Annotated in this window: 19 protein-coding genes; 11 read left to right on the forward strand and 8 right to left on the reverse strand. The window is 59.5% G+C overall.

Translation table 11 applies throughout. The features are described 5' to 3' along the window. Nucleotides 1-9: 9 nt before the first annotated feature. Nucleotides 10-1029: a hypothetical protein gene (locus ACUZ9P_RS10145; protein ID WP_449249604.1), complete on the reverse strand. Its 1020-nt coding sequence runs from the start codon at nt 1027-1029 to the stop codon at nt 10-12. 460 nt (nt 1030-1489) lie between these two features. On the opposite strand from ACUZ9P_RS10145, the gene ybgF reads away from it, so the two are divergent. From ybgF to ACUZ9P_RS10165, 4 genes are all read left to right on the forward strand, one after another. Next, nucleotides 1490-2836, forward strand: coding sequence for a tol-pal system protein YbgF (gene ybgF / locus ACUZ9P_RS10150; protein WP_449249605.1), 1347 nt, complete (start codon nt 1490-1492; stop codon nt 2834-2836). A gap of 42 nt (nt 2837-2878) precedes the next feature. Continuing rightward, entirely contained in the window at nt 2879-4264 is a 1386-nt protein-coding gene (gene dprA, locus ACUZ9P_RS10155; protein WP_449249606.1) for a DNA-processing protein DprA, read from the forward strand. Further along, complete coding sequence (locus ACUZ9P_RS10160) at nt 4261-5382, forward strand: tyrosine recombinase XerC (RefSeq protein WP_449249607.1); 1122 nt, start codon at nt 4261-4263, stop codon at nt 5380-5382. The genes dprA and ACUZ9P_RS10160 overlap by 4 nt, the downstream gene beginning before the upstream one ends. 185 nt (nt 5383-5567) lie before the next feature. Further along, the gene (locus tag ACUZ9P_RS10165) at nt 5568-6485 is read left to right on the forward strand and encodes a manganese-dependent inorganic pyrophosphatase (RefSeq protein WP_291442438.1); all 918 of its coding nucleotides are present in this window, start codon (nt 5568-5570) and stop codon (nt 6483-6485) included. 469 nt (nt 6486-6954) lie between these two features. Here the strand turns inward: ACUZ9P_RS10165 and ACUZ9P_RS10170 are convergent, their stop codons facing one another. Next, complete coding sequence (locus ACUZ9P_RS10170; RefSeq protein ID WP_192111493.1) at nt 6955-7677, reverse strand: hypothetical protein; 723 nt, start codon at nt 7675-7677, stop codon at nt 6955-6957. A 175-nt stretch (nt 7678-7852) separates the two neighbouring features. On the opposite strand from ACUZ9P_RS10170, the gene ACUZ9P_RS10175 reads away from it, so the two are divergent. Then, a complete protein-coding gene (locus ACUZ9P_RS10175; protein WP_449249608.1) occupies nt 7853-9043 on the forward strand; it encodes an HlyD family secretion protein in 1191 nt (396 codons plus the stop codon). An 831-nt stretch (nt 9044-9874) separates the two neighbouring features. Here ACUZ9P_RS10175 and queD read toward each other — a convergent pair. From queD to ACUZ9P_RS10195, 4 genes are all read right to left on the reverse strand, one after another. Continuing rightward, the gene (queD, locus tag ACUZ9P_RS10180) at nt 9875-10231 is read right to left on the reverse strand and encodes a 6-carboxytetrahydropterin synthase QueD (protein ID WP_411330884.1); all 357 of its coding nucleotides are present in this window, start codon (nt 10229-10231) and stop codon (nt 9875-9877) included. An 8-nt stretch (nt 10232-10239) separates the two neighbouring features. Next, nucleotides 10240-10878, reverse strand: coding sequence for a 7-carboxy-7-deazaguanine synthase (queE, locus tag ACUZ9P_RS10185; protein WP_449249609.1), 639 nt, complete (start codon nt 10876-10878; stop codon nt 10240-10242). 346 nt (nt 10879-11224) lie between these two features. Continuing rightward, nucleotides 11225-12973 (reverse strand): YcaO-like family protein, encoded by a 1749-nt coding sequence (locus tag ACUZ9P_RS10190; RefSeq protein WP_449249610.1) that lies wholly within the window; start codon nt 12971-12973, stop codon nt 11225-11227. After that, entirely contained in the window at nt 12970-13746 is a 777-nt protein-coding gene (locus ACUZ9P_RS10195) for a class I SAM-dependent methyltransferase (protein ID WP_449249611.1), read from the reverse strand. Before ACUZ9P_RS10195 ends, ACUZ9P_RS10190 begins: the two co-directional genes overlap by 4 nt. Nucleotides 13747-13976: 230 nt before the next feature. Here ACUZ9P_RS10195 and ACUZ9P_RS10200 point away from each other — a divergent pair, with 230 nt between their 5' ends. Both ACUZ9P_RS10200 and ACUZ9P_RS10205 read left to right on the forward strand, forming a co-directional pair. Continuing rightward, nucleotides 13977-14825, forward strand: a complete 849-nt coding sequence (locus tag ACUZ9P_RS10200; protein ID WP_449249612.1) for a 50S ribosomal protein L11 methyltransferase — start codon at nt 13977-13979, stop codon at nt 14823-14825. A 2-nt stretch (nt 14826-14827) separates the two neighbouring features. Then, nucleotides 14828-15157: a hypothetical protein gene (locus ACUZ9P_RS10205; protein ID WP_449249613.1), complete on the forward strand. Its 330-nt coding sequence runs from the start codon at nt 14828-14830 to the stop codon at nt 15155-15157. A gap of 135 nt (nt 15158-15292) precedes the next feature. Here ACUZ9P_RS10205 and ACUZ9P_RS10210 read toward each other — a convergent pair whose 3' ends face one another. Beyond that, nucleotides 15293-16171, reverse strand: a complete 879-nt coding sequence (locus ACUZ9P_RS10210) for a M23 family metallopeptidase (RefSeq protein ID WP_449249614.1) — start codon at nt 16169-16171, stop codon at nt 15293-15295. Nucleotides 16172-16298: 127 nt separating this feature from the next. Here ACUZ9P_RS10210 and ACUZ9P_RS10215 point away from each other — a divergent pair, with 127 nt between their 5' ends. The 4 genes from ACUZ9P_RS10215 to ACUZ9P_RS10230 all read left to right on the forward strand — a co-directional run bounded on the left by ACUZ9P_RS10215 (nt 16299) and on the right by ACUZ9P_RS10230 (nt 20071). Further along, a complete protein-coding gene (locus ACUZ9P_RS10215; RefSeq protein ID WP_449249615.1) occupies nt 16299-17159 on the forward strand; it encodes a pirin family protein in 861 nt (286 codons plus the stop codon). An 87-nt stretch (nt 17160-17246) separates the two neighbouring features. Next, entirely contained in the window at nt 17247-18299 is a 1053-nt protein-coding gene (locus ACUZ9P_RS10220; RefSeq protein WP_449249616.1) for a metal ABC transporter solute-binding protein, Zn/Mn family, read from the forward strand. Continuing rightward, on the forward strand, nt 18289-19215 hold the full coding sequence (locus ACUZ9P_RS10225) for a metal ABC transporter ATP-binding protein (protein ID WP_449249617.1): 927 nt from the start codon (nt 18289-18291) through the stop codon (nt 19213-19215). Before ACUZ9P_RS10220 ends, ACUZ9P_RS10225 begins: the two co-directional genes overlap by 11 nt. Then, nucleotides 19208-20071 (forward strand): metal ABC transporter permease, encoded by an 864-nt coding sequence (locus tag ACUZ9P_RS10230; protein WP_449249618.1) that lies wholly within the window; start codon nt 19208-19210, stop codon nt 20069-20071. The genes ACUZ9P_RS10225 and ACUZ9P_RS10230 overlap by 8 nt, the downstream gene beginning before the upstream one ends. Nucleotides 20072-20190: 119 nt before the next feature. On the opposite strand, the gene tpx is transcribed toward ACUZ9P_RS10230, so the two are convergent. Continuing rightward, nucleotides 20191-20694, reverse strand: a complete 504-nt coding sequence (gene tpx / locus ACUZ9P_RS10235; protein ID WP_449249619.1) for a thiol peroxidase — start codon at nt 20692-20694, stop codon at nt 20191-20193. Nucleotides 20695-20847 lie beyond the last annotated feature (153 nt).

Raw genomic sequence — 20847 nt, forward strand, 5'->3', positions numbered from 1 at the left:
AAGTTGTCGTTACTGCACAATATCGGTCATGGACGGAGGCAGGGTGATTTCCGTCATGTTGAGGTAGAAGGGCAGCATGATGGCAACCGCCAGCGCCAGCGCGGCCAGCAGGGTGATCTTGTGGCGCATGGGGGTGGCGCTGCGGGCCACGAATGTCCAGAGCAGGGCCGGAGCAAGCCAGAGCAGCAGCTCTGCGCTTTCCATGATGGCGTCAGTGACGGTAAAGGTGTCGTTTTGCCATGCGTTCTGCACGTCAAACACCGAGGATGCCAGCAAAATAACCCAGAAAACAGCCCAGGCATTGCGCGCCCATGTGGCGCACCAGGGGAGCATGGTATTGTAGTGGTCGCGGCCAAAATCGTCGTATTTGCGGCGCAGCACAAGCCAGAAAGCGCCCATGCCGCCTGCCACGGCCAGCATCAGGGGCAACGACCAGAAAAGGGCGCACCAGAAGGGGGTTCCAAAACCGGGAACATAAATGTGCCCAAGGGTCAGCAAGTCTGCATCGGGGCGGGCCAGGGCCGTGAGCAGGCGCGCGGCAGCCAGGGACGCCACGGTGGCGATGATGCCCTGAATGCCGCTGACCACGCCCATGCCCACATGCAGCATGGGCAGCTTGAGCAAAAATTTCCACAGCGCAAAATACATGCTGTTGATAAGCACGGCCAGGCCGAGCATGATCCAGCTCATTTCAACCATGAAGTCGGAGATGGAGTCGGGCGTATAGGAGTTTTGCGTAAAGAAGAGCCAGACCCTGCCGCAGATGAGCAGCGCCCAGCCAAGCAACAATGAGAGCAAGGCCAGCTGGCGGGCGCATTTTTCATAGGAGGCGCGCTTGCGCGTAACCGCCAGCGCCCGTGCGGCGGCAGACATGAAACCCAGGCCCGCAAAGGCCAGCAGGGCCGCGAGCGGCAGGGCAATGCTCAGGGCGTCAAGGCCCATGCGCGCCAAGGGAAAGGACTGTCCAAGATGCCGCAACGCGTCCATCCAAGTTGTCAGGGCCGCTGCCATTTCCTGGAAAAAATTCATCTGGCTTCGCCTCCGGTCTGGCTTGATGCCGGATAGGAACTGTTCATGCGGATTATCGCCGCCCTTCGCCTGCCGTGCCTCGGGTAAGCCCCTGTGCACGTGCGGATGAAGGCAAAATCCCGTTTTGCAACCGGGGGCAAGGCACATCAGCAGGCCGTGAAACAGCCCTTTGGATGTTGCGACGCTCCGGTTGTCCGTATCTGTTATGCTGTACGAGCGTGAGCAAGCCTGTTCTTGCCTGAAAAACGCTGCCGCTGCAAGAGTTCTTGAAATATGGCCGGGGTTGAGGCACAAGAAAGGTTGGCAGGTTGATGGGCTTGTGCGTTTGCAGTTCTGGCAGCTATAGCAGCCGGACAAGCGGCAAGGCCGGGCCGACTTTTTTTTGATGGGCGTCTGTTGCGGGCTTTTGATGCATTGAGCGATATTTCAACGCAAGAATGCTCTTGTGCTGGAGACCGGGATGAAAACACTGATTGTTGTGCCGTTGGCCTGCGTTGCGCTGGTTGCCGGGTGCGCTTCTTCTGACAAAATGCGTCAGGTGGAATCGACCAGCGAAACCAACCAGAAGGTGCTGCGCGAGACCGACCAGCGGTTGCGCACGCTGGAGCAAAGCGTAAACACGCTTGATACCCAGGTTGCCCAGCTCAATAACAGGGTTTACGAAGTGCGCACCCGTGGCGGACAAAAAACCGGCATGACCGTGGTGCCCATTATTCCGCCGCAGCCCCACAAAAGTGCTGTGGTTGCGCCTGCCCAGCCGGAAAGCGCCCAGCTAACCGCGCACGGCCCGGTTGCGACCAGCAGCCCCGAGCGTCCCGCAAGCCAGCCCCCAGTGAATCCCGCAAATACAGCATCGGCAAATTCTGCAACGCCCAACGCCCGCGCTCTTGATCCTGCCGCCACAATCAGGCCGATTCCCGCTGCCGCCCCGCGTGAGGCTGCCAAAGCCGAAGCCGAGGCAATGCCCAAAACTCCTGCGGCAAAGACCGCTGCCCAGCAAAGCCCAGCAGAAAAGCCGCAAGCCGCCGCCAAGGGCGCGACGGGGTCGGCGTCTGCCTCATCCGCCGCATCTTTCGCCCTGCCGCCTGAGTCGGCTTCACCCCCTGCGGCTTCTGCCGCAAGCGGAAAGGGGGCGGTTCAGCCCATGCTGCCGCCCGTTGCCGCAGCCGGGGGCAATCCTGATGTTCCCGTGCCTTCTGTGCCGGTCTCTGATCTTGCCCTGCCGCCCGAGCATCCAGGGCTGGGCCTGCCGCCCCTGCCTGGGGATGCCGCCGCCAAAAACGGCGCAAAGGGCAAGGCTGCCAAAGCCGCTGCCGGATCGGCTCCTGCTTCGGCTCCTGCTTCGGCGGCAAGCGCTGCCGCCACGCCTGCTGTTTCGGCGCAAGCCCAGCCGCAAGCTCCTGCGCAACCGTCCGCAGCCTTGCCCAAGAGCGGCAAGGGCGAAGAAGCCGCATACAAGGCAGCCTTGCAGCCTGCCATGTCTGGCCGGGCCGCAGACAGCATTGGCCGTTTTCAGACCTTTTTGCAGGAATACCCTCAGGGCCGCTTTGCCGCCAATGCGGAATACTGGATTGGCGAGGGGTATTACGCCCAGGGCAAGTACAAGGATGCGCTGGCGCAGTTTGAAAAGGTCAACAGCCAGTGGCCGCGTCATCATAAAAACGCCGATGCCCTGCTGAAAACCGGCATGACTCTGAGCCGCATGGGCGACAAGGAAGGTGCCGCGCAGGCCTACAAAAAGCTGCTGTCGCAGTTTCCCAACTCAGAAGCGGCGGGGCTTGCCCGGTCGCGTGGTCTGGCCCGGTAAAATGGGCTTTGCAGCGGCGCTGGGCCATACAGCGGTGGCGGCATGAGCCAGCAGTGTAAAACTCTGGCTGCAATGGACGAGGCCGCCCGCAAGGAATACTGGGCCAGCCTTGCCCTGCGGCACTGCCGTGGGCTGGGTGCGCGTTCTGCCGCACGCCTTGCGCGGCACTTTGGCTCGGCCTACGCCGCCGTGCAGGCGCGTGAACTCTGGCATGAGGCGGGCGTCAACAAGGGGCAGGCCGCCGAACTTGCTACGGGTTCGTGGCGTGTCACTGCCAGGGAAGAATGGGATCGCGCCCGTGATCTTGCCGCATCCATAGTTCTGTGGACAGACCCTGAATATCCCGTTCTGCTGCGCCCGGTTATTGACGCGCCCCTGCTGCTCTATTGCCGGGGCGATCTTTCCCTGCTGCAATCGCCGGGTTTTGCGGTGGTTGGCTCGCGCAAGGCCACCAAACATGGCAGGTCTGTGGCCGAATACATGGCGCGCTGTCTTTCGGCCTGCGGCATTGCCATTGTTTCCGGCATGGCGCTGGGCATAGACAGGGTTGCCCATGAGGCCGCGCTTGAGCGCGTTGGCCGCAGCATCGGCGTGTTGGGAACGGGCATTGATATGCTCTATCCTATTGGCAACATGACTGTTTTTGATGAAATGGAGCGCCGGGGCCTGCTGATCTCTGAATTCGCACCCGGTACGCTGCCGCATGCGGGCAATTTCCCCATCCGCAACCGCATCATCAGCGGGCTTTCGCTGGGTGTGCTGGTGGTGGAGGCCGCCCAGCGGTCGGGCAGCCTTATCACGGCGCGGCTGGCGCTGGAGCAAAACCGTGAAGTGTACGCCGTGCCAGGGCCTGCGCTGGATGCCCATTGCCTTGGCTGTCAGGATTTGGTGCGTCAGGGCGCGCATGCAGTATTCAGCGCCGAGGATGTGTTGCGCGATCTGGCGGAGCAGTTGCGGCCCTTTGGCATCAGCGAGGTCGGTGTGCCTGTTGAAGAGGAAGGGCTGCTGGAGGATGTGCCTGCGCCGGAATCACCCAAGGCGGCAGGCGCGCTAAAGACATCAGAATCCAGTGCCGCAGGCCGGGGCGCGACGGCGGGGAAACCCGGTAGGGCCAAGGCCAATGGGCAGGATGCTCCAACCGGGGAGCATGTCAGCGAAAACGCATCCAATATAGATGATACCAGCAGCAAGGCGGTCACAGTGCAGCCCCTCAACGAGGGCGAGCGAGTCGCTGCGGAAAACGCCGCTGCCGCCGATGGCAACGCTGGTCTGCTTGAGTATCTGCGTCAGCATGGCCCCACCCATGCCGATGTTCTGGCTGATGCCGCAGGGCTGAGCGCTGCGGCGGCCAATGCCGCTCTTGTGGGGCTTGAGATGCTGGGCAAGGTGCGGCGTCTGCCCGGCGCGCGTTATGAGGTAACGGCATGAGCAAGGCACAGAGCGGGCAAAATGGCCCGGACAGCGCGACCGCCAGCCGAAAGGCCGGGAGCGGTGCTGCTGCGGCCAAAACGGCAGGGCGCAAAAAAACTGCTGGCAAGCCGATTCAAGGTTCGTTAACCGAGGCAGCCACGCCAAACACTCAGGAACAGGCCGCTGGCGGGCAACGTAAACTCGGCCCCGACCGGGCAAAGCTCTTTGTTGATGCCTTTCTGGCCTGGATGGAAGTGCAGAAGGGCGCTTCGCCCGCCACGCTCAAAGCCTATGGCAGCGACCTTGCGCAACTCATCGAATTTCTGCGCGGGCAGGATGCTAACCTTGGAAGGCCCGAAACCGTCACCCGGCGGCACGTGCAGGCCTATCTGGCCTGGCTGTTCCGTCAGGGCGAGGCAAAAAGCTCCATGGCCAGAAAACTGGCGGCTGTGCGTTCATTCTTCCGTTTTCAACAGCGCAATGGTGTGGTAACAGAAAATGTGGCCGCGCAGGTGCGCAATCCCCGGCAGGAAAAGCGCCACCCCCGCGCCCTGAATGTGGACGAAACCTTTGCCTTGCTAGATGCGGAGCATGGGCAGGCCGGGACAGAGAGCGCCGAATCTGCGCGCCTGCTGTGCCGCGACCTTGCCTTGGCGGAACTGCTTTATGGTTCTGGCCTGCGTATTTCTGAGGCGCTTGGCCTCGATATTGATGATGTGCAGCTTTCATCGCGCGTGTTGCGCGTTATGGGTAAAGGCTCGCGCGAGCGGCTTGCGCCGCTTTCCGACACATCGTGCGAGAGCCTCAAGGCATGGCTTGACGAGCGTCCGCTCCTGGCTCTGCCGGAAGAACAGGCTCTGTTTGTGGGTTCGCGCGGTTCGCGCCTGAACCGCAGGGAGGCTGCGCGCATTGTGGAGCGCCTGTGCCGCCGGGCCGGGCTGGATTTTACAGTGTCGCCGCACAGCCTGCGCCATTCGTTTGCAACGCACCTGCTTTCGGCTGGGGCCGACCTGCGCAGCGTGCAGGAGCTGCTGGGACACCGCAGATTGACCACCACCCAGCGCTATACGCAGGTAAGCCTTGAGCATTTGATGGAAGCCTACGACAAGGCCCATCCCAAGGCGACGAAAAAATAAAAAAATCACTAAGTTAAAAATATTGTTTATTTTCAAGTAGATATGTTTTCTAGGGTAGAGTGTCCACTAATCTGTTTCGGGTTTTTTTGTGCGAAGACCTTGGCATGAACAGGACTTTGTGCTAAAGAGAACAAAGCGGTCGCACTGAACCGCATACCCGAACAATACCGGAAGGAGAGACTGTCATGTCCGCATTAGTTATTGGTCACATGAATCCTGATACCGACAGCATCATTTCTGCCATTGCCGCCGCCGACCTGTACAGCAAGCGCGGTCTGGACGTTACCCCTGCCGCCCAGGGCGCGCCCACTCCTGAAACCGAATTCGTGCTCAAGAAGTTCGGTCTCACCGCTCCCCAGGTTGTTGCCGATGTGGCTGGCAAGAATCTGTATCTGGTGGACTATTCCGATCTGGCTCAGGCCCCCAAGGGAATGGATTCCGCCTGTGTGCTCGGTATCGCTGATCACCACAAGCTTGGTGATGTGACCACTTCCGCGCCCCTGGAAGCCTGGATCTGGCCCGTGGGCTGCACCTGCACCGTGCTGAAGAACATGTTTGACTTCTACGGCGTGGAAATTTCCAAGGGCATCGCTGGCGGCATGCTGTGCGCGATCCTTTCCGATACCGTTATCTTCAAGTCCCCCACCTGCACCCCCGCCGACAAGAAGGCCGTTGAAGAACTGGCCAAGATCGCGGGCGTGAGCGACGTGATGTCTCTGGGCATGGAAATGTTCAAGGTCAAGAGCGCCGTTGAAGGCACCTCCATGAAGGACCTGGTCTTCCGTGACTACAAGGACTTCGACATGGGCGGCAAGAAAGTTGGCATCGGCCAGCTCGAAGTGGTCGACCTTTCCATTCTGGAACCCGTCAAGGCTGGCCTTCAGGCCGAAATCGCCCGCGTGAAGGGCGAAGGCCGTCACAGCGTGTTCCTGCTGCTCACCGACATCATGAAGGAAGGCTCTGAAATGCTGATCGTTTCTGACGATCCTTCCGTGGTGGAAAAGGCTTTTGGCGTGAAGGCCGAAGGCAAATCCGTGTGGCTGCCCGGCGTGATGAGCCGCAAAAAGCAGGTCGTGCCCAACTTTGAAAAGGCTTTCAAGTAAGCTTTAGCTTAGCTTGAAATGATTTTGCCCCGCCGGGGCAGGGAAGCAGGTTCTTGCGAACCGAACCCCTGCCGTGGCGGGGTTTTTTTGCATGGCAGCACTTGGCGCTCTTTTAAGCGCCAAGTGCTGCCTTTTGCGCAAGGGTGAGGCCGCGTCATAACAGTGCCGCACCGGCGAGCGATTTGTGCGGTAGCGGGCTCTGGCGATACGGCTGAACAATGCCGCACTGTTCCGTTATCCCTTAGCGGCACTTTGCCCGCGCTCTGGCTGATATGGGGGCGCAACTTGCGGCAAAAGCGGGGTAAACAATCAGCCCTGTGCGGGTTACTTGACCCCAGCGCACGCATGTTGCCGCGTAATTCAGTTGAGGGCTGGCTCCGCCTGATGCTCGGACGCAAAAAAGGCTGCCAGTTCTATGCGAACCGACAGCCTTTGACTCTTTTACTGCGGTGGTTGGCGAGTGTGCGGCCTACAGGCTGCGTTCTTCCAGACCTTCGCCGCTCTTTTGTTTGGCCTTGTTGGGCGGGGTAGTGACAGGCTGCAAGCCGGGCACTACGTCATGCACTTCTGTGGGCGGCAAGAGCGGATCGGCGGCATCGCGCTGAATGACCTTGCTGTCGCGCACATACAGCGTGCAGGAAAGGCCAAAGCATTCATATACCGCGGCCACGGTGCCCTTGAGTTTTTCCTGATCATTGAGCGGCGGCGGAACAAGCACATAATAAATGCGGGTGCGCCCACCCCTCTTGGGTTCCACAAAGCAGGAGACTATCCATTCATCCTGCCCGTCCCCGTTCCAGTCCGCAATGCCGACCATATTGACTTTAAGCTTCTGCGTGGCATGATTGATGCTGAAACCGTTGGGGAAACGCTGCACGCGGCTGTCGGGCAGGATGGTGGCGGAAAATGTTTCGCCAAGATACACATCGTGCGCCGTATCGTTTTGCAGCATAAATGAGGGCGAAAGGCGGGTGAAAAGTATGTCGCCGTAGTCTTTCAAACCCTTGAACGACATGGGGGCAGTGTAGGAGCCGTCCTTGTCCAGCAGGTCACGGGCCTGGAGTTCCTTGGGCATGTTATGCGCCATTTTCATGAATTCGTCTTTTTCCACCACAACCACAGGGCGGGTGGTACCGCAGCCAGCAAGCAGACAGCCCAGGCAAAGCAGGGCGCAGATTCGCGATAAGACCATGATGTGTGTCGACTCCCCTGGCGGAGATTTGACGGCAAAAAGCCGCTTCTCCGTGAATGCAGCATTTGTAAGCGTCTGCGAGCGGCTTGTAAAGAGCATTGCAGGCAGTCTGGTACGGTATCTGCATGTTTTTATGATAATGTCATGAAAATGCTCCAACCCCACAGGACACGACATGTCTGAACCAATATACTTGCAGATGCCCGAAGCCCGGTTGAAAAAGCATGGCCGCATGTTTTTGCGCCTTCTGCCCCTGTGGGTGATAGCCTGTCTGGTTGCCGCCGGGTGGTGGTGGATTGAATCTGGCCGTGTGACAAGCACCTGGGCCATGCTCGATGGCATGGTGTACGCTGTTTCGTCCGAATTTCCCGCCAAGGTCGAATCCGTGTCTGTCCGCGAGGGTGATCACGTCAAAAAAGGACAGGTCTTGGCCCGGCTGGACGCCAAAGCATACGCTGGCCGTGTGGGCGAGGCCGGGCGCGAGGCAGCCGCTCTGCGCACCATGGCTGGCCCGCCCAGCATTGAAGAGACAGCAGCCCGCCTCAAACAGGCGCAGGATTCAGAACAGGAGATGGTGCGCCGCATCGCACTGGCGCGGCATGATGAAGACCTCAAGCAGAAGGCGCGCGAAGAACGAGTGGCGGAGCATGTGCGCGCCCAGCTGGCCTTGCGCACACTTGATAGCCAGGGCGGTGAGCGCGCTGTGGGCAGCGCGCGTTACGCAGCCGCCAAACAGGCAGAAGCTCAGACCCGCCTTGCCAAGGAGCGGGCCATTGTGGAATTTGAGCAGGTCAGCCTTGTGCGCGCAGCTATAGATCAGGAACTTGCCCGAGTGCGCGCGGAAGCACTACGTTACAAACAGTTGGCCTCAAGCAACCGCTATGCGCCAAAATATGTGGCAGGGGCCTTGGGCGCTGCCATGAATGCCGTGCCGCAAAATGCTGTGGACGGCAATCTCTACGCGCCGCAAGATGGGCGCATTCTGCGTGGCATCGCCATGCCAGGGCAGTCTGTGCAGCGCGGAGAGCCAGTGGTCTTGCTGCTGCCCGAGGGCAAGGAAGCGCAAAAGTCCTTCTGGCTGTTGGCCTTCTTTACGCAGGATGCCGCCAATGCCCTCAAACCGGGCCAGAAGTGCGCCATAACCCTGAAAAACGACACCAAGCTTGAAGGGCGCGTCTACGACAGGCTCGACCCCCAGCCCCTGCCGTCCAATGCCATTGCGGACAACAAGGATGCCAGGGAAACTGCGGCCCGCCCGGAAGTTTACGTGCCTGTGCGCATAACCATCAGCGATGGCGAGGGAAAGCAGTTTGAACCCGGCATGCTGGGGAAGTGCGAGGTCATGACGCGGGTTTTCTGGAATTAGGGGGATGCTGGGCATCTGTGCGGCAGACGACCTAGCTGATGAATCTTGTCGATTGAATTTATTGCCCTTTGGGTATGATATTTCGCCATCCGGCGAAATTTGGGACGCCTGCGCGGCACGCGGTTTCGCCTCCCCGGCGTGGGATGAGCCTTTAATCTTTGCTGCCCTGCGGGCACGGGGACTCCGCCGTCCGGCGGAGTTTTGGACGCCTCCCCGGCGTGGGGCAACGGGGGCCTGTTAGGGGCTGCGCCCCCTCCATCCTGATGCCAAATCCCGTTTTACGGGCTTTGGGCCGCCATCGGCGTCTACGCCGCCGGGCGGTAAGGCACGAAAATCAGTCGCTTACGGCGCGGCAAAGCCGCGACCTACTCCTGATTTCCGCTCGTGTTGACTGGGTCAACACTCGGCAGGGGCTTCGCCCCTTGCCCCCCTTGCATCCCCCCCGGATCACCCCCAAAGAGGGCTTTCAACTATCTTTATGCTACGAGGGCAACGCGGCTATAGCTGCGGGAGCTTCCTTCCCTCGCTGCGCTCACTCAGGGGATCTCCCCCCGCGCCGCGTTAATGCCAGAGTACGTTTTCGCTTTGAATGTTTTCCGTTTCAGCCGAATACCGCAAAAAATTAGTTAGTTTCCGGCAATACTCTGGGACGATTTCTGACGCCAAACGTATACTCGCACTCGTTCAGAAGCAGTGAAAACGCCCCAACCTCATCAAACTACCACCATACGGAAAACTGAAATTTCGCATATCGGCCTAGCAGCCTCAGCCCTCGCTGCAACACATCTGCCGTTCTCTTTCCATTGCCTTCCTTGTTTTTTCCTACTTCCCCTACTTCCCGGTGTACACGGCGCCAGAGGTGGGGCTTTCCTTGACCACGATTTTTGAAAGCCCCCTGATCTGGGAATCCAGCTTGCCCCAGAGCCAGATGGCGATATTCTCGCTGGTGGGATTTTCAAGCCCTTCAATATCATTCAGATACGTGTGATCCAGCTGGTCAACATACGACTTCGCAATCGATTTAATGTCGCCAAAATCAACAACCCAGCCATTGGTTTCAGACACTTCGCCCTGTACATAAACTTCAACAACAAAAGTATGCCCATGCAGATTGCCGCATTTGTGGCCTGCCGGAACAGCGGGCAACCGGTGCGCTGCGTCAAACGTCATAGTAACGTAAATATCCATATGCTCTCCTACGAAATCCCGATAAACTTGTGTGTCTGAAGGCTGAGCTTCCACAGTGGGCGATCCTGGCAGATGCTGACCGCGTCTTCCGTTGCCTGTGACTGACCAGCATAGTCGCGGGGTTGCAGAAAAAAATGTTTGAAATCCAGTTGCTCAAAATCCTGTACGGAGATGGCCTCTTGAGGCCAGACGAGCTTTAGCTCGCTCCCGGATGTAACAACCAGTTTCGTTCCCGCCTTGGGGCTGACCGTAATCCAGTCCAAGCCCTCAGGCAGGGCAAGCGTCCCGTTGGTTTCTATTCCCGTCTCCACACCGCAGCGGCCCAACTCCTGCAACAATTCTTCGGTAAGTTGCAGGGCAGGTTCCCCCCCTGTAAAGACCACGTAAGGCCGATAGCCCGGATGCGTATAGCTGGGGAAAAAAGAGCAGATCGCCTGGGCCAGCGTAGCGGCGTTTTTGAATTCTCCGCCCGATTTCTCGGCCCCGAGAAAGTCTGTATCGCAAAATGGGCATTTGGCAAATTTGCGATCTTCTTCCCGTCCTGACCACAGGTTGCAGCCGGAAAAACGGCAGAAAACTGCGGGGCGGCCTGCGTGGAACCCTTCCCCCTGCAACGTATAAAAAATTTCCTTGACTGCAAAGCTCACTATATTTCTCCAGTTTCACCGCACAGTTGCCGTGCACTCGCTTTTACGCAACAGGCAGGCAGCCGCAATCTTACTGCGTGAAGCGCGTATTCTTATACCCTCAGAGACATGCTGAGGCAAAATGTGTATTTTATCAAGAATATCAATGGAGTGTTGGCAGCGCCCAGGCAATGGACTTGCAGCTTTTGAAAAGCAAGCGCCGGGATTTTGCGCGTCCGTACTCCTGCACGGTAGCATCAAAACCCCGGCGCTGACGCATTCAGCGCGGCAAAATCGTATTTGCGCCATCAGGCCTGGCAGGCAAGCCAATTCCCGGTTAAGGGATGGAGCCAGTTATGGAGTCTGATCAGTTCGCCTGTCCTTCCAGTTCCGCCAGATGGTTGCGGGCAAAATCCAGGCTGGCGTCAAGCTCCAGCGCGGCGCTCAGATATTCGCGGGCCTGCTCGGCATTGCCCATGAATTTTTCGCACAGGCCGAGGTTGGCGAGGTCCATTGCAGAACCTTTGTCCACCCGCAGCACAGCCTTAAAGGCCTCTGCCGCCTTGGCGTAGTCGCCGGTCTTGAAGTGGGCCACGCCAAGCAGGTTGCCGTATTCCTTCATGTCCGGGCAGAGCTTGGCAGCGGCTGCCAGCGCGGGCAGTGCCTCCTGCCAGCGGCATTCGAGGGTATCTGCATAGCCAAGGTAAAAGGAGGCCAGAGCCTGGGAATCTGCGTCGGGTTGCAGAGGCACGGCTGCGGCAAAGGCGCTGCGGGCCGTGTTGAAATCTTCCGCGCGCAGGGCCAGCATGCCTTCAAAGAATGGCAGAAAATGCGCGCCGGGATAGCATGATTCCAGCACTTTCAGGCCGTGCAGCACTGTCTCCGCATCGGCTTCTTCCACGAGTTTGCGGCCCACAAAGAGTCCAAGGCTCTGGTTGCGGTCGCGCTCGCGAAAATGCAGGCCCGGTACAATGCTGTAATGGGTGGGGATGCCGAGGCGCGGGTGCGTGGTTTCTACCGCGTAAAGCTCCAGCGGAGCAAGGCCGCGCAGGGCTGTGAGCAGTTCTTCACGGATATCGGCATTCTCCACGGTGGGCAGGCTGGCGAGGGAGACGGTTGGGCCTTCGATAAGCCAGTTGACCTGTTCAAGGGTCGTGTACTTGGAAAGGCCCGAAGCTTCGTAGCAGGCGCGGGTGCAAAAATCGCCTGCAAGCTGGGCAACTTCCGTAACCGCGCGGATAGCCGCCTTGGCAGGGGAAGCCGCAGTACCGGCGGTGTAGACGATTTCAGAACTGTCGGGAAAGGTTTTGGGATCCCAGGCCACGGCGGCAACCGTGGGCAGGGGCATGCCCTGGGAAAAATCTTTCAGCACAATGTGCACGCCCTCGCGGTCAAAGGCCGCCAGCAGTTCGGCCAGCACCGGGTCAAAGGCGCAGGATGCCGGGTCGATGGTGGGCGTGGTGGGCAGGTTGCGGTCAACGCGGCAGCACACGTGGCGCTCAATCAATTCGCTCAGGCCTTGCAGCAGCGATTCTTCGCGGCTGTTGCCAGCCGAGGTGCCGTTGAATTCGCCAAGCAGTTTGAACCAGTCCAGCGGGAGCCACACGGTTTTGCCGTCCAGCAGGCGGGTAGCGGGGTAGAACTGCCAGCGCGTGAGATCAAGCACACGGCGGGCATCCTGCGGCGAAAGGGTGTCGTCCACCGAGCGCAGCATGGCCTCAATGGGCAGCAGATCACTGCCAAAACGGGCCTCGGCCTCGCTCCATGTGGCGCTGACCATGTGGGGGCGTTCTTCCCAAAAGCTGAAAAAGGCATAACGCTCCATCAGTTCCATGAGGGCCGAAGCCTCGGCCTGTTCGGCGGAGGAGCCTTTGCCCATCTGCTTGCGGGTGGGCATGATACGGCGGGCATCGGCACCGCACACGCTCAGAAACACGGGAATGCCAAGCCTGCCCACGTCCACGCGGCGCGTTTTTGACAAAATGTCGAGGCGGGAGGAATCCAGCCGCTCGCGCACGCGGGCAATGGTCTGCGCGGGACTCATGGTTTTGTCCAGATCGCGCGTGTAGCCCTTGGGGCAAGGGGCCAGAGTTATGATGGGCAACTGCTCGTTCATGGCCGCTCCAGAATCAGAATACTGTACAGACGGCGCTGTTCTTCGCCGTTTTCGTCGTGGGATTTAACGCCGATGCGGCCTTCGGTAATTTTGAAGGTCTTGGCCGCGATTTTGCCAAAATGGGGTTTGGCGCGGGCCACGTCGGTGCAGAAAAAGGCCTTGCCGCCGGGTGCGAGGTGGCGATCCACAAACTTGACCAACGGCCTGTGCAGGTCGTCCAGATAGAGGATTTCCGAGGCGGCGATAATGTCAAAGCCGCTGGCAAAGCGCGGGTCGCGGCCCGGCGCGGTCACGTCCACGTGGGTGACCTCGATCTGGTCGCCCAGACCGTTGCGCAGCACGTTGGCCCTGGCAAAACGCAGGGCCTGCTCCACCACATCGCTCAGCACCACACGCGCAAATCCGTAGCGGGCAGCCACTAGGCTCAGCGCGCCGCAGCCAGCGCCAAGCTCCAGCAGGCTTTTGCCCTGCGGTTCATACTTGCGCAGCAAACGGCCCAACACAAACGAACCGGGCCAAAGCTTTGCCCACAGGGGCAGATCCTTGAGCGGATCATGGATGGCCTTGCGTTGCAGCAGCTTGTCCAGATGCGCGCTCATGTTCTGTATGGAGAGCACCTGAAGGGGATTTTCGTCCACATGCAGCGGCTCGAATTCCACATCAAAATCGGTGCGGATGCGTTCCAGCAGGGTCTCAAGTTCGGCGGCATGGGCCGGGGAAAGACTGGTCGATGTTTCCTCGGGTGACAGAGGCGGACACAGGGAGTCAGACATGGATGTTCCTTGCAAAGGGGAATACAAAGGCTTCGATAAGTTAGTTACTATACCCGCATTTGAGGCGCATGGCAATCCTTATTGATTAAGTAGGTATTGCAGTGGGCCAGCCCCCCCGCAAAAGAGGTTCGGCCCACCAAAGGGACTCGACCCAGCAGGGGAAGTCTGGCATTGTTGGCTGGTCGGCTGGTGTGCCAGTGGCCCCGCCGCAAACACTGAGCGAGAGGATTATGAAGCAGATTTTTCGTTTGGAAATGGTTGTGGCCGAAGAAGATGCAGACCGCGCCACCGGCTTGCTGACCTTGGGTGTGCCCTTTGGCTGGGAAGAAGAAACCCTGCCCACGGGTGAAACCCGCTTTCGCGTGCATTGCGAAAACCCCGAATTCATCAACAACCTGCAAAGCGACCTTCAGGCCCGCATTCCCGCTGCGGAATACACCCTGACCACGCTTGAGGATCAGGACTGGCTGGCAGCATGGCGGCAGTTTTTTACGCCTGTGCCCTGCGGCAACCGGTTTGTGGTGCTGCCCCCCTGGCTTGCCGACAGCAATGATTTTCCTGGTCGGGAAAAGATTGTTATCGAGCCCAAGAGCGCGTTTGGCACGGGCCATCATGCCACCACGGCCCTGTGCCTCACCGTGCTGAGCGAGCTCGTGGAAGCTGGGCGCGTCAAGCCGGGCCAGCATTTTCTGGACCTCGGCACTGGCTCGGGCGTGCTTGGCATTGCCTGCTGCAAGAGCGGCCTGACCGGTGAAGGCTACGACATCGACATGCTGGCCGTGGAAAATGCCATTGAAAACAGGCAGATCAACGGAATCGAAGGCTTTGAAGTGGGCCTTGGCAGCATAGACGCCCTTGAAGGCCGTACCTATGATCTGGTGCTGGCAAATATTCTGGCCCGCCCGCTGATTGATCTTGCCCAGCGCATTGTGTGGGCCTGCAAGCCCGGCGCATGCCTGGTGCTCTCAGGCCTGCTTGAAATTCAGGCCGACAGCGTGGAAGAAGCCTACATGGGCCAATGCCTGCCCAAGCCCCGCCGCGTTATTGACGGCGAGTGGTGCGCGCTGGTCTGGGATTAGCATTGACGGTATTTGCTCTGGCAGCTGCGGCGGCGCAGGCGGATATTTCGTCTGCGTTGCCCGGTTTGCCCATTGTTCTTGCGCCGGAAACCGCCCCGGCAATGCTCTTTGCCATATTGGTCGGGCTTGGTGTTGTCTTGCAGCTTGCGGGCAGGTTTTACGCCAGCCGGGGCGCAGCCCTGCTTGGGGCGGGCCTTGTGCTCGGCGCGGGCCTGTTTGACCGCGACCCGGTGCTGGTGGTTGGGCAGCTTGTGCTTGTGGCGGCCCTGTGGCCCAAAGCGCGCAAAAAGGCCCGTACTGCGGAAAGCCGGAGAAAGCGAAATCCGGCCTAGAATCAGGCCATTGCGCAGATTATTGCTTTGGCCAGTGCTTGGGCCGCTGCTTTGCACGGCGTTCCCCTGATCGGGGTGGAATCTGCCCGGAACTCAGCCCGGAATTTTGCGCAATGCGCAGGCAGGCTGTTCGTGCTATCGGCGCTGATCCCAGGTGGGGATGGGCGGCGGAGTGTAGTTATCGAGATCTTTCAGCGTAGTGCCCATGCGGGTAGGACGTCCGTTGGGGCCGCGCAGCACAGGCCCGCAAGACTGCGCTTCAATGACGGGCGGTATGCTCGCCGGGTCGGGGCGCAGCACTTCATCAGCAGAATGCAGATAGGGCAGGGGGTCAACGGCCTTGCCCGAGGCGTCCAGCAGGCCAAAGTGCAGGTGGGCCCCGGTGGTTCTGCCGGTACAGCCTACAAGCCCCACGGGTTCGCCTGCGGTAACGCGCTGCCCGGTTTTTACCAGAGTTTTTGACATGTGCCCGTAGCGCGCCGTCATGCCGTCTTCCTGGCGGATGTCAACGGAGAGGCCCAGTGGGCCGTTTTCGCCAGCGCGGATGACTGTGCCGGGCTTGAAGGCCGTGACAGGCCAGCCCATGTGCGCGCGAATGTCTATGCCCCCATGATCGCGCATGACCATGCCGCGCCTGCTGAGCCAGCCGGGCATGCGGCGGTTGCCAAAGGGGGATGTAATCAGCTCTCGCAGAGGCGGCAAGGAACGGCAGACCTCGGCATTGGCGGCTGTCTTGGGATGGGCTGATTCCGGTATTGCTGGCGAAGATTCAGGCTCTGCACGCTGGCTGCTGGCAGAAGTGCCCTGCGCTTCGGTTTGCCCGGCCTCAGATTCTGGACTGTCTGGCTGGCCCGCGCTGGGTTCCGCAACAAGTTCCGTGGCAAGTTCCGTGGCAAGTTTTGCGCTGGCGGCAGCAGGCGCAACCGATGCGCCCCCGGCAACAAGTTCCGTGGGCGGGCAGCCAAGGGCTATGCAGAGGGCGGCAGGCGCGAGTCTGCTCAGAAATTTCGACACGTTTTCTCCCAGGCTGCTGGCTGCGCGTTTTGAGCGTGAACAGGTCGGCAGCATACGGCCCACTGTAAAAAAAGCAAGCCAGGCTTACTGCTAGTATGGCGAAAAGCCCGGCACAAGGAGGCAGCACATGCAGTTACGATCCATCACCGGAGACGTCACAGGGCGTCCCACCATTGATGGCGCAGGTGTGCGCCTTGTGCGCGTGCTTGGTTCGCCCACAGTCAAAACGTTTGATCCCTTTCTTATGCTTGATGCCTTTGATTCCGTAAATCCGGAGGATTACGTAAAGGGTTTTCCCATGCATCCTCACCGGGGCATTGAAACCTTCACCTATCTTGTGAATGGCGTCATCGAGCACAAGGACAGTTTGGGCAATGCTGGCGTTATCCGTGATGGCGGCTGCCAGTGGATGACCGCCGGGAGCGGCATCCTGCATCAGGAGATGCCCCTTGCCTCGCCGCGCATGCTCGGCCTGCAACTCTGGATCAATCTGCCGGCCGCCCACAAGATGACCGATCCCAAGTACCGCGACATCACCCTCGATATGGTGCCACGTGTTGAGGAAGAGGCCGCTTCCGTGGCCGTGGTCGCGGGTGAATACAAGGGGGTTGAAGGTGCTGCGCGCGGCGACTATGTGGACGTGCGTTTTCTGGACGTGCGCCTCAAGCCCGGCGCGCGCTGGCAGGTGGAAACAAACCCCGCGCACACGGTTTTTGCCTATTTGTATGCTGGCGACTGTTTCTTGATGGATGGCAGGGAGCCAATGCTGGCCCGGCATGCTTACCTTCTGGTCGATGGGGACACCGTGGCCTTTGAAGGCGGCGAAGAAGAATGCCGCTTTGTGCTGGTTTCCGGCGCGCCCTTGCGGGAACCAGTTGCCTGGGGCGGCCCCATTGTCATGAATACGGATGAAGAGCTGATGCAGGCGTATTTTGAAATTGAAGAAGGCAGATTCATCAAACACTGGCTTCCATCTGCGCAGAATTAGCCGCTGGAGGATTGAAAATATCCGGCTTGACACGGCTGCTGCGGGGTCTTATCTGACCAATTTGCTTTGCAAACAGGAGCAAGTACCATGCAAAATTGTATTTCTGTCTTGTTTCGTAAGGGCAAACATCACGGCCTGGCACTTTTATGCACGCTGCTCGTAGCCGCTTTTGCGGTTACTTGCGCGTTTGCCGCCGAGCCCAAGGTGCGCGTTCTTGCCACCACCTATCCCGTATATCTGTTGACCCGCGCTGTTGCCCAGACAAGCCCGGATGTACAGGTTGACCTGCTCATTCCCGCCCAGACCGGCTGCCCGCACGACTACGCGCTGACCCCCAAGGACATGCAAAAACTCTCCAAGGCCAATGTTGTGATCATCAACGGCCTGGGTATGGAGTCCTTTCTGGAAAAGCCGCTTGCCGCCGCAGGCAAGAAGATCGCCATCATCGACAGCAGCAAGGGCGTAAACGCCATTGTTGAAAAACATGACGAAGATCACGATGCCGACCACGACAAGGCGGACGTTGCCCATAAGGATGACCACAACCCTGGGGCAGCGGCAAAAGGGCATGATCATGCTCATGAACACGGTCACGGCCATGACCATGGGCACGACCACGGCGGCCTGAATCCGCACGCTTTTTCCAGCCCGCTGCAAGCTGCAGTGATGGCGCGTAACATTGGCCGTGGCCTTGCTGCGGCTGCGCCCGTTGCCGCAAAAAACTGCCCGCAGGCTGCGGAAGCCTATGCCGCCAGGCTTGAGACTCTGGGCCAGCGCCTTGCCGCCGTGGGGGCCAATGCCGCCAACAAGAATGTGGTGGCCCTGCACGATGGTATGGCCTACCTTGTGCGCGATGCCGGACTGAACCTTGTGGATGTGATTCAGGAAGATGAAGAGGCCCAGCCTTCTGCGGCGCGCCTGCTCGATCTCGTGAAAAAAATAAGAGAATCCAAGCCGGTCGTGCTCATTGGTGAGCCGCAGTATTCGGACAAGCCCGTGCTCGCCCTTGCGGCAGAAACGGGTGTTCCGGCAGTGCAGCTTGACCCGCTGGCCTCGGGGGCGTCTGACGCGTCCCTTGATTATTATGAAACCGTCATGTCCAAAAACATTGCCACGTTAGAGAAATATTTTGGCAAATAAGAGCTTGCTTGCCCCCTCGGTCTGCTTTGAGAATGTATGCCTCAGCCGGGGGGGCAATCGTATTCTGAACAATATCTGCGCCACTGCGCCAGCTGGCGGCAGTACGGTTCTTGTGGGCCCCAACGGGGCGGGCAAGACCACGCTGCTGCTCTGCCTTATTGGTGAAATGGCCTATACGGGATGCATCCAGTTTGCTGGCCTTGAGCGCCAGCCCCGCATGGCCTATGTGCCGCAGCATCTGATTATGGATCGTAGCCTGCCCTTGCGCGTGTGCGAATTTCTGGCCCTGAGCCGCCAGCGCCAGCCCTTGTGGCTGGGACTGCGCCCCTGGGCGCGCAGCGAGGGCCGCCGCCTTTTGCAGATGGTCAAGGCCGAGCATCTGGAGCAGAGTCGTATGGGCGACCTTTCTGGCGGCGAACTGCGCCGTGTGCTGCTGGCTGCGGCCCTTGGCCGCAATCCGGAACTGCTGGTGCTGGACGAGCCTGCGGCAGGCGTAGACGTGCGCGGCGAGAGGCTCTTTTGGGAATTGCTGGACACCGCCCGGCGCGAGCGCGGCTTTACGCAGATCATGGTCAGCCACAATCTGCCTCTGGTGGCGCACTACGCAACCCACGTGATCTGCCTCAACAAGACCGTATGCGCCACAGGCGCGCCGCGCGCCACGCTGACATCCTCCACCCTCATGGAGCTTTTTGGCGTGCCTATCCACCTGTACCCGGACCAGTGCGACCCTGAAGACCCTGGCTGCCCTCAGTGCGGCGTGGTGAGCGAAGCCGAGGGCCTGCTGCCCAACTATGCGGCCATAGAGCGGCGCGAAGCAGCCCGTATGAATGCACGGCTGGCCTCGCGCATGGCAGCCTCACCGTGCGAACCCTGCAGCGAAAAAGCGCCGGATCAGGGAGGTTCCCGTGCCTGATCTCAGCCCAATATACGCGCTTATTTCCATGATTCCGCTTGATTGCCTGCAAATGCGCTTTATGCAGCAGGCCTTGCTCGGAGTGCTGCTGCTGGCCCCCATGGCCTCAGTGCTTGGTGTGGAAGTTATCAATTTTCGCATGGCCTTTTTTTCAGACGCCATCGGGCACTCGGCCTTTGCCGGGGTTGCGCTGGGGTTGATACTGGCTGTGCCGCCGCGTCTTGCCATGCCCCTGTTTGGTATTCTGGTGGGGCTTGGCATCATGGCTGTGCGTCGCAAGAGCGACCTTTCGTCCGACACCGTCATCGGCATTGTTTTTTCTGCCGTGGTGGCTTTTGGCCTTGCCGTGGTGAGCCGGGCAGAAGGCGTGGGCAGGGACATGCAGCGCTTTCTTTACGGCGATATCCTTACCATCACCGATGGCGAAATCGGCTTTCTGGCCTTGCTGTTTGTTGCCCTGCTGGCCTTTCAGGCCGTGGGCTACAACAGGCTGATGTGCATTGCCCTGAACCCCGTTATGGCGCGGGTTCACGGTGTGCGCGTGGCGCTGTGGCAATATGCTTTTGCCGGGCTGCTGGCGCTGGTGGTGATGTTTTCCGTGTGGGCGGTGGGGGTGCTGCTGGTGACGGCCATGCTCATTGTGCCCGCCGCCACGGCCCGCAATTTTGCCCGTTCCGCCGGGGGGATGTTCTGGTGGGCGCTTCTTGTGGGCACAACATCCGCATTTGCAGGGCTGACGCTTTCGGCTCAGGAATGGCTGGCTACGGCCAGCGGAGCCACCATTATTCTTGTGGCCTGCTGCTGGTTTGCTGTAAGCCTGTTTGTTGCAGGGGCCACGGGCCGCAGACGTTCCTGACGGCAGCGCCGCAGCGCATCTTTACGTCTGCTCTGGCACTCTTTGTTGCAATACCACAAAAAACGCCTTCCCCTTTCAGTTGGGGAAGGCGTTTTGGCTTTTGGGGTAGCTGTTATGAGTTAGGCCAGCTTTTTGACCGCTTCCAGAGCGGCTGCGTAGTCAGGTTCGTGGGCAACTTCACCCACCAGCTGACTGTATGCCAGGGTGCCATCCGGGGCGACCACAAAGACCGAGCGGGCCAGCAGATCCAGCTCCTTGATCAGAATGCCGTAGGCCTTGCCAAAGGCACCTGCACGGTAGTCGGATAGGGCTTCAACAGCGGTTACGCCAGCAGCGCCGCACCAGCGAGCCTGCGCAAAGGGCAGGTCGCGGCTTACTGCCACAATACGCACCTTGTCGGACAAGGCTGCTGCTTCGGTATTGAAGCGGCGAACTTCCATATCGCATACGGGAGTATCCAGCGAGGGAACGCATACAAGCACAAGCACCTTGCCAGCGTAGTCTTTCAGGCTGCGGGGGCTCATATCATTGGCGGTCAGCGTGAAGTCGGGGACCTTGCCGCCAATGGCTGGCTGGGTGCCTTCAAGATGCATGACATTGCCTTTGAAAGTAACTGTATCCATAGGAAACTCCTTATTGTTTCAGGGTTCTTGGATTCTGTGCCATCAAGGCCTTATTGTCAATAATTATTATTAGCGAGTAAGAAAAAGCCCGATTTCTCGCTCCTGCCTTTTCATTGTATCGTTGCGGGAAACTGTTCGCAAGGGCAGCGCGTA

The organism is Desulfovibrio intestinivivus (assembly GCF_053570665.1).

Coding starts and splice junctions, on each gene's coding strand:
- ACUZ9P_RS10195 (WP_449249611.1), bottom strand. CDS start 13,746: ATGTCTGACTCCCTGTGTCCGCCTCTGTCACCCGAGGAAACATCGACC.
- ACUZ9P_RS10220 (WP_449249616.1), top strand. CDS start 17,247: ATGCAAAATTGTATTTCTGTCTTGTTTCGTAAGGGCAAACATCACGGC.
- ACUZ9P_RS10200 (WP_449249612.1), top strand. CDS start 13,977: ATGAAGCAGATTTTTCGTTTGGAAATGGTTGTGGCCGAAGAAGATGCA.
- queD (WP_411330884.1), bottom strand. CDS start 10,231: ATGGATATTTACGTTACTATGACGTTTGACGCAGCGCACCGGTTGCCC.
- ACUZ9P_RS10165 (WP_291442438.1), top strand. CDS start 5,568: ATGTCCGCATTAGTTATTGGTCACATGAATCCTGATACCGACAGCATC.
- ACUZ9P_RS10215 (WP_449249615.1), top strand. CDS start 16,299: ATGCAGTTACGATCCATCACCGGAGACGTCACAGGGCGTCCCACCATT.
- ybgF (WP_449249605.1), top strand. CDS start 1,490: ATGAAAACACTGATTGTTGTGCCGTTGGCCTGCGTTGCGCTGGTTGCC.
- tpx (WP_449249619.1), bottom strand. CDS start 20,694: ATGGATACAGTTACTTTCAAAGGCAATGTCATGCATCTTGAAGGCACC.
- ACUZ9P_RS10170 (WP_192111493.1), bottom strand. CDS start 7,677: ATGGTCTTATCGCGAATCTGCGCCCTGCTTTGCCTGGGCTGTCTGCTT.
- ACUZ9P_RS10160 (WP_449249607.1), top strand. CDS start 4,261: ATGAGCAAGGCACAGAGCGGGCAAAATGGCCCGGACAGCGCGACCGCC.
- ACUZ9P_RS10175 (WP_449249608.1), top strand. CDS start 7,853: ATGTCTGAACCAATATACTTGCAGATGCCCGAAGCCCGGTTGAAAAAG.
- ACUZ9P_RS10190 (WP_449249610.1), bottom strand. CDS start 12,973: ATGAACGAGCAGTTGCCCATCATAACTCTGGCCCCTTGCCCCAAGGGC.
- dprA (WP_449249606.1), top strand. CDS start 2,879: ATGAGCCAGCAGTGTAAAACTCTGGCTGCAATGGACGAGGCCGCCCGC.
- ACUZ9P_RS10145 (WP_449249604.1), bottom strand. CDS start 1,029: ATGAATTTTTTCCAGGAAATGGCAGCGGCCCTGACAACTTGGATGGAC.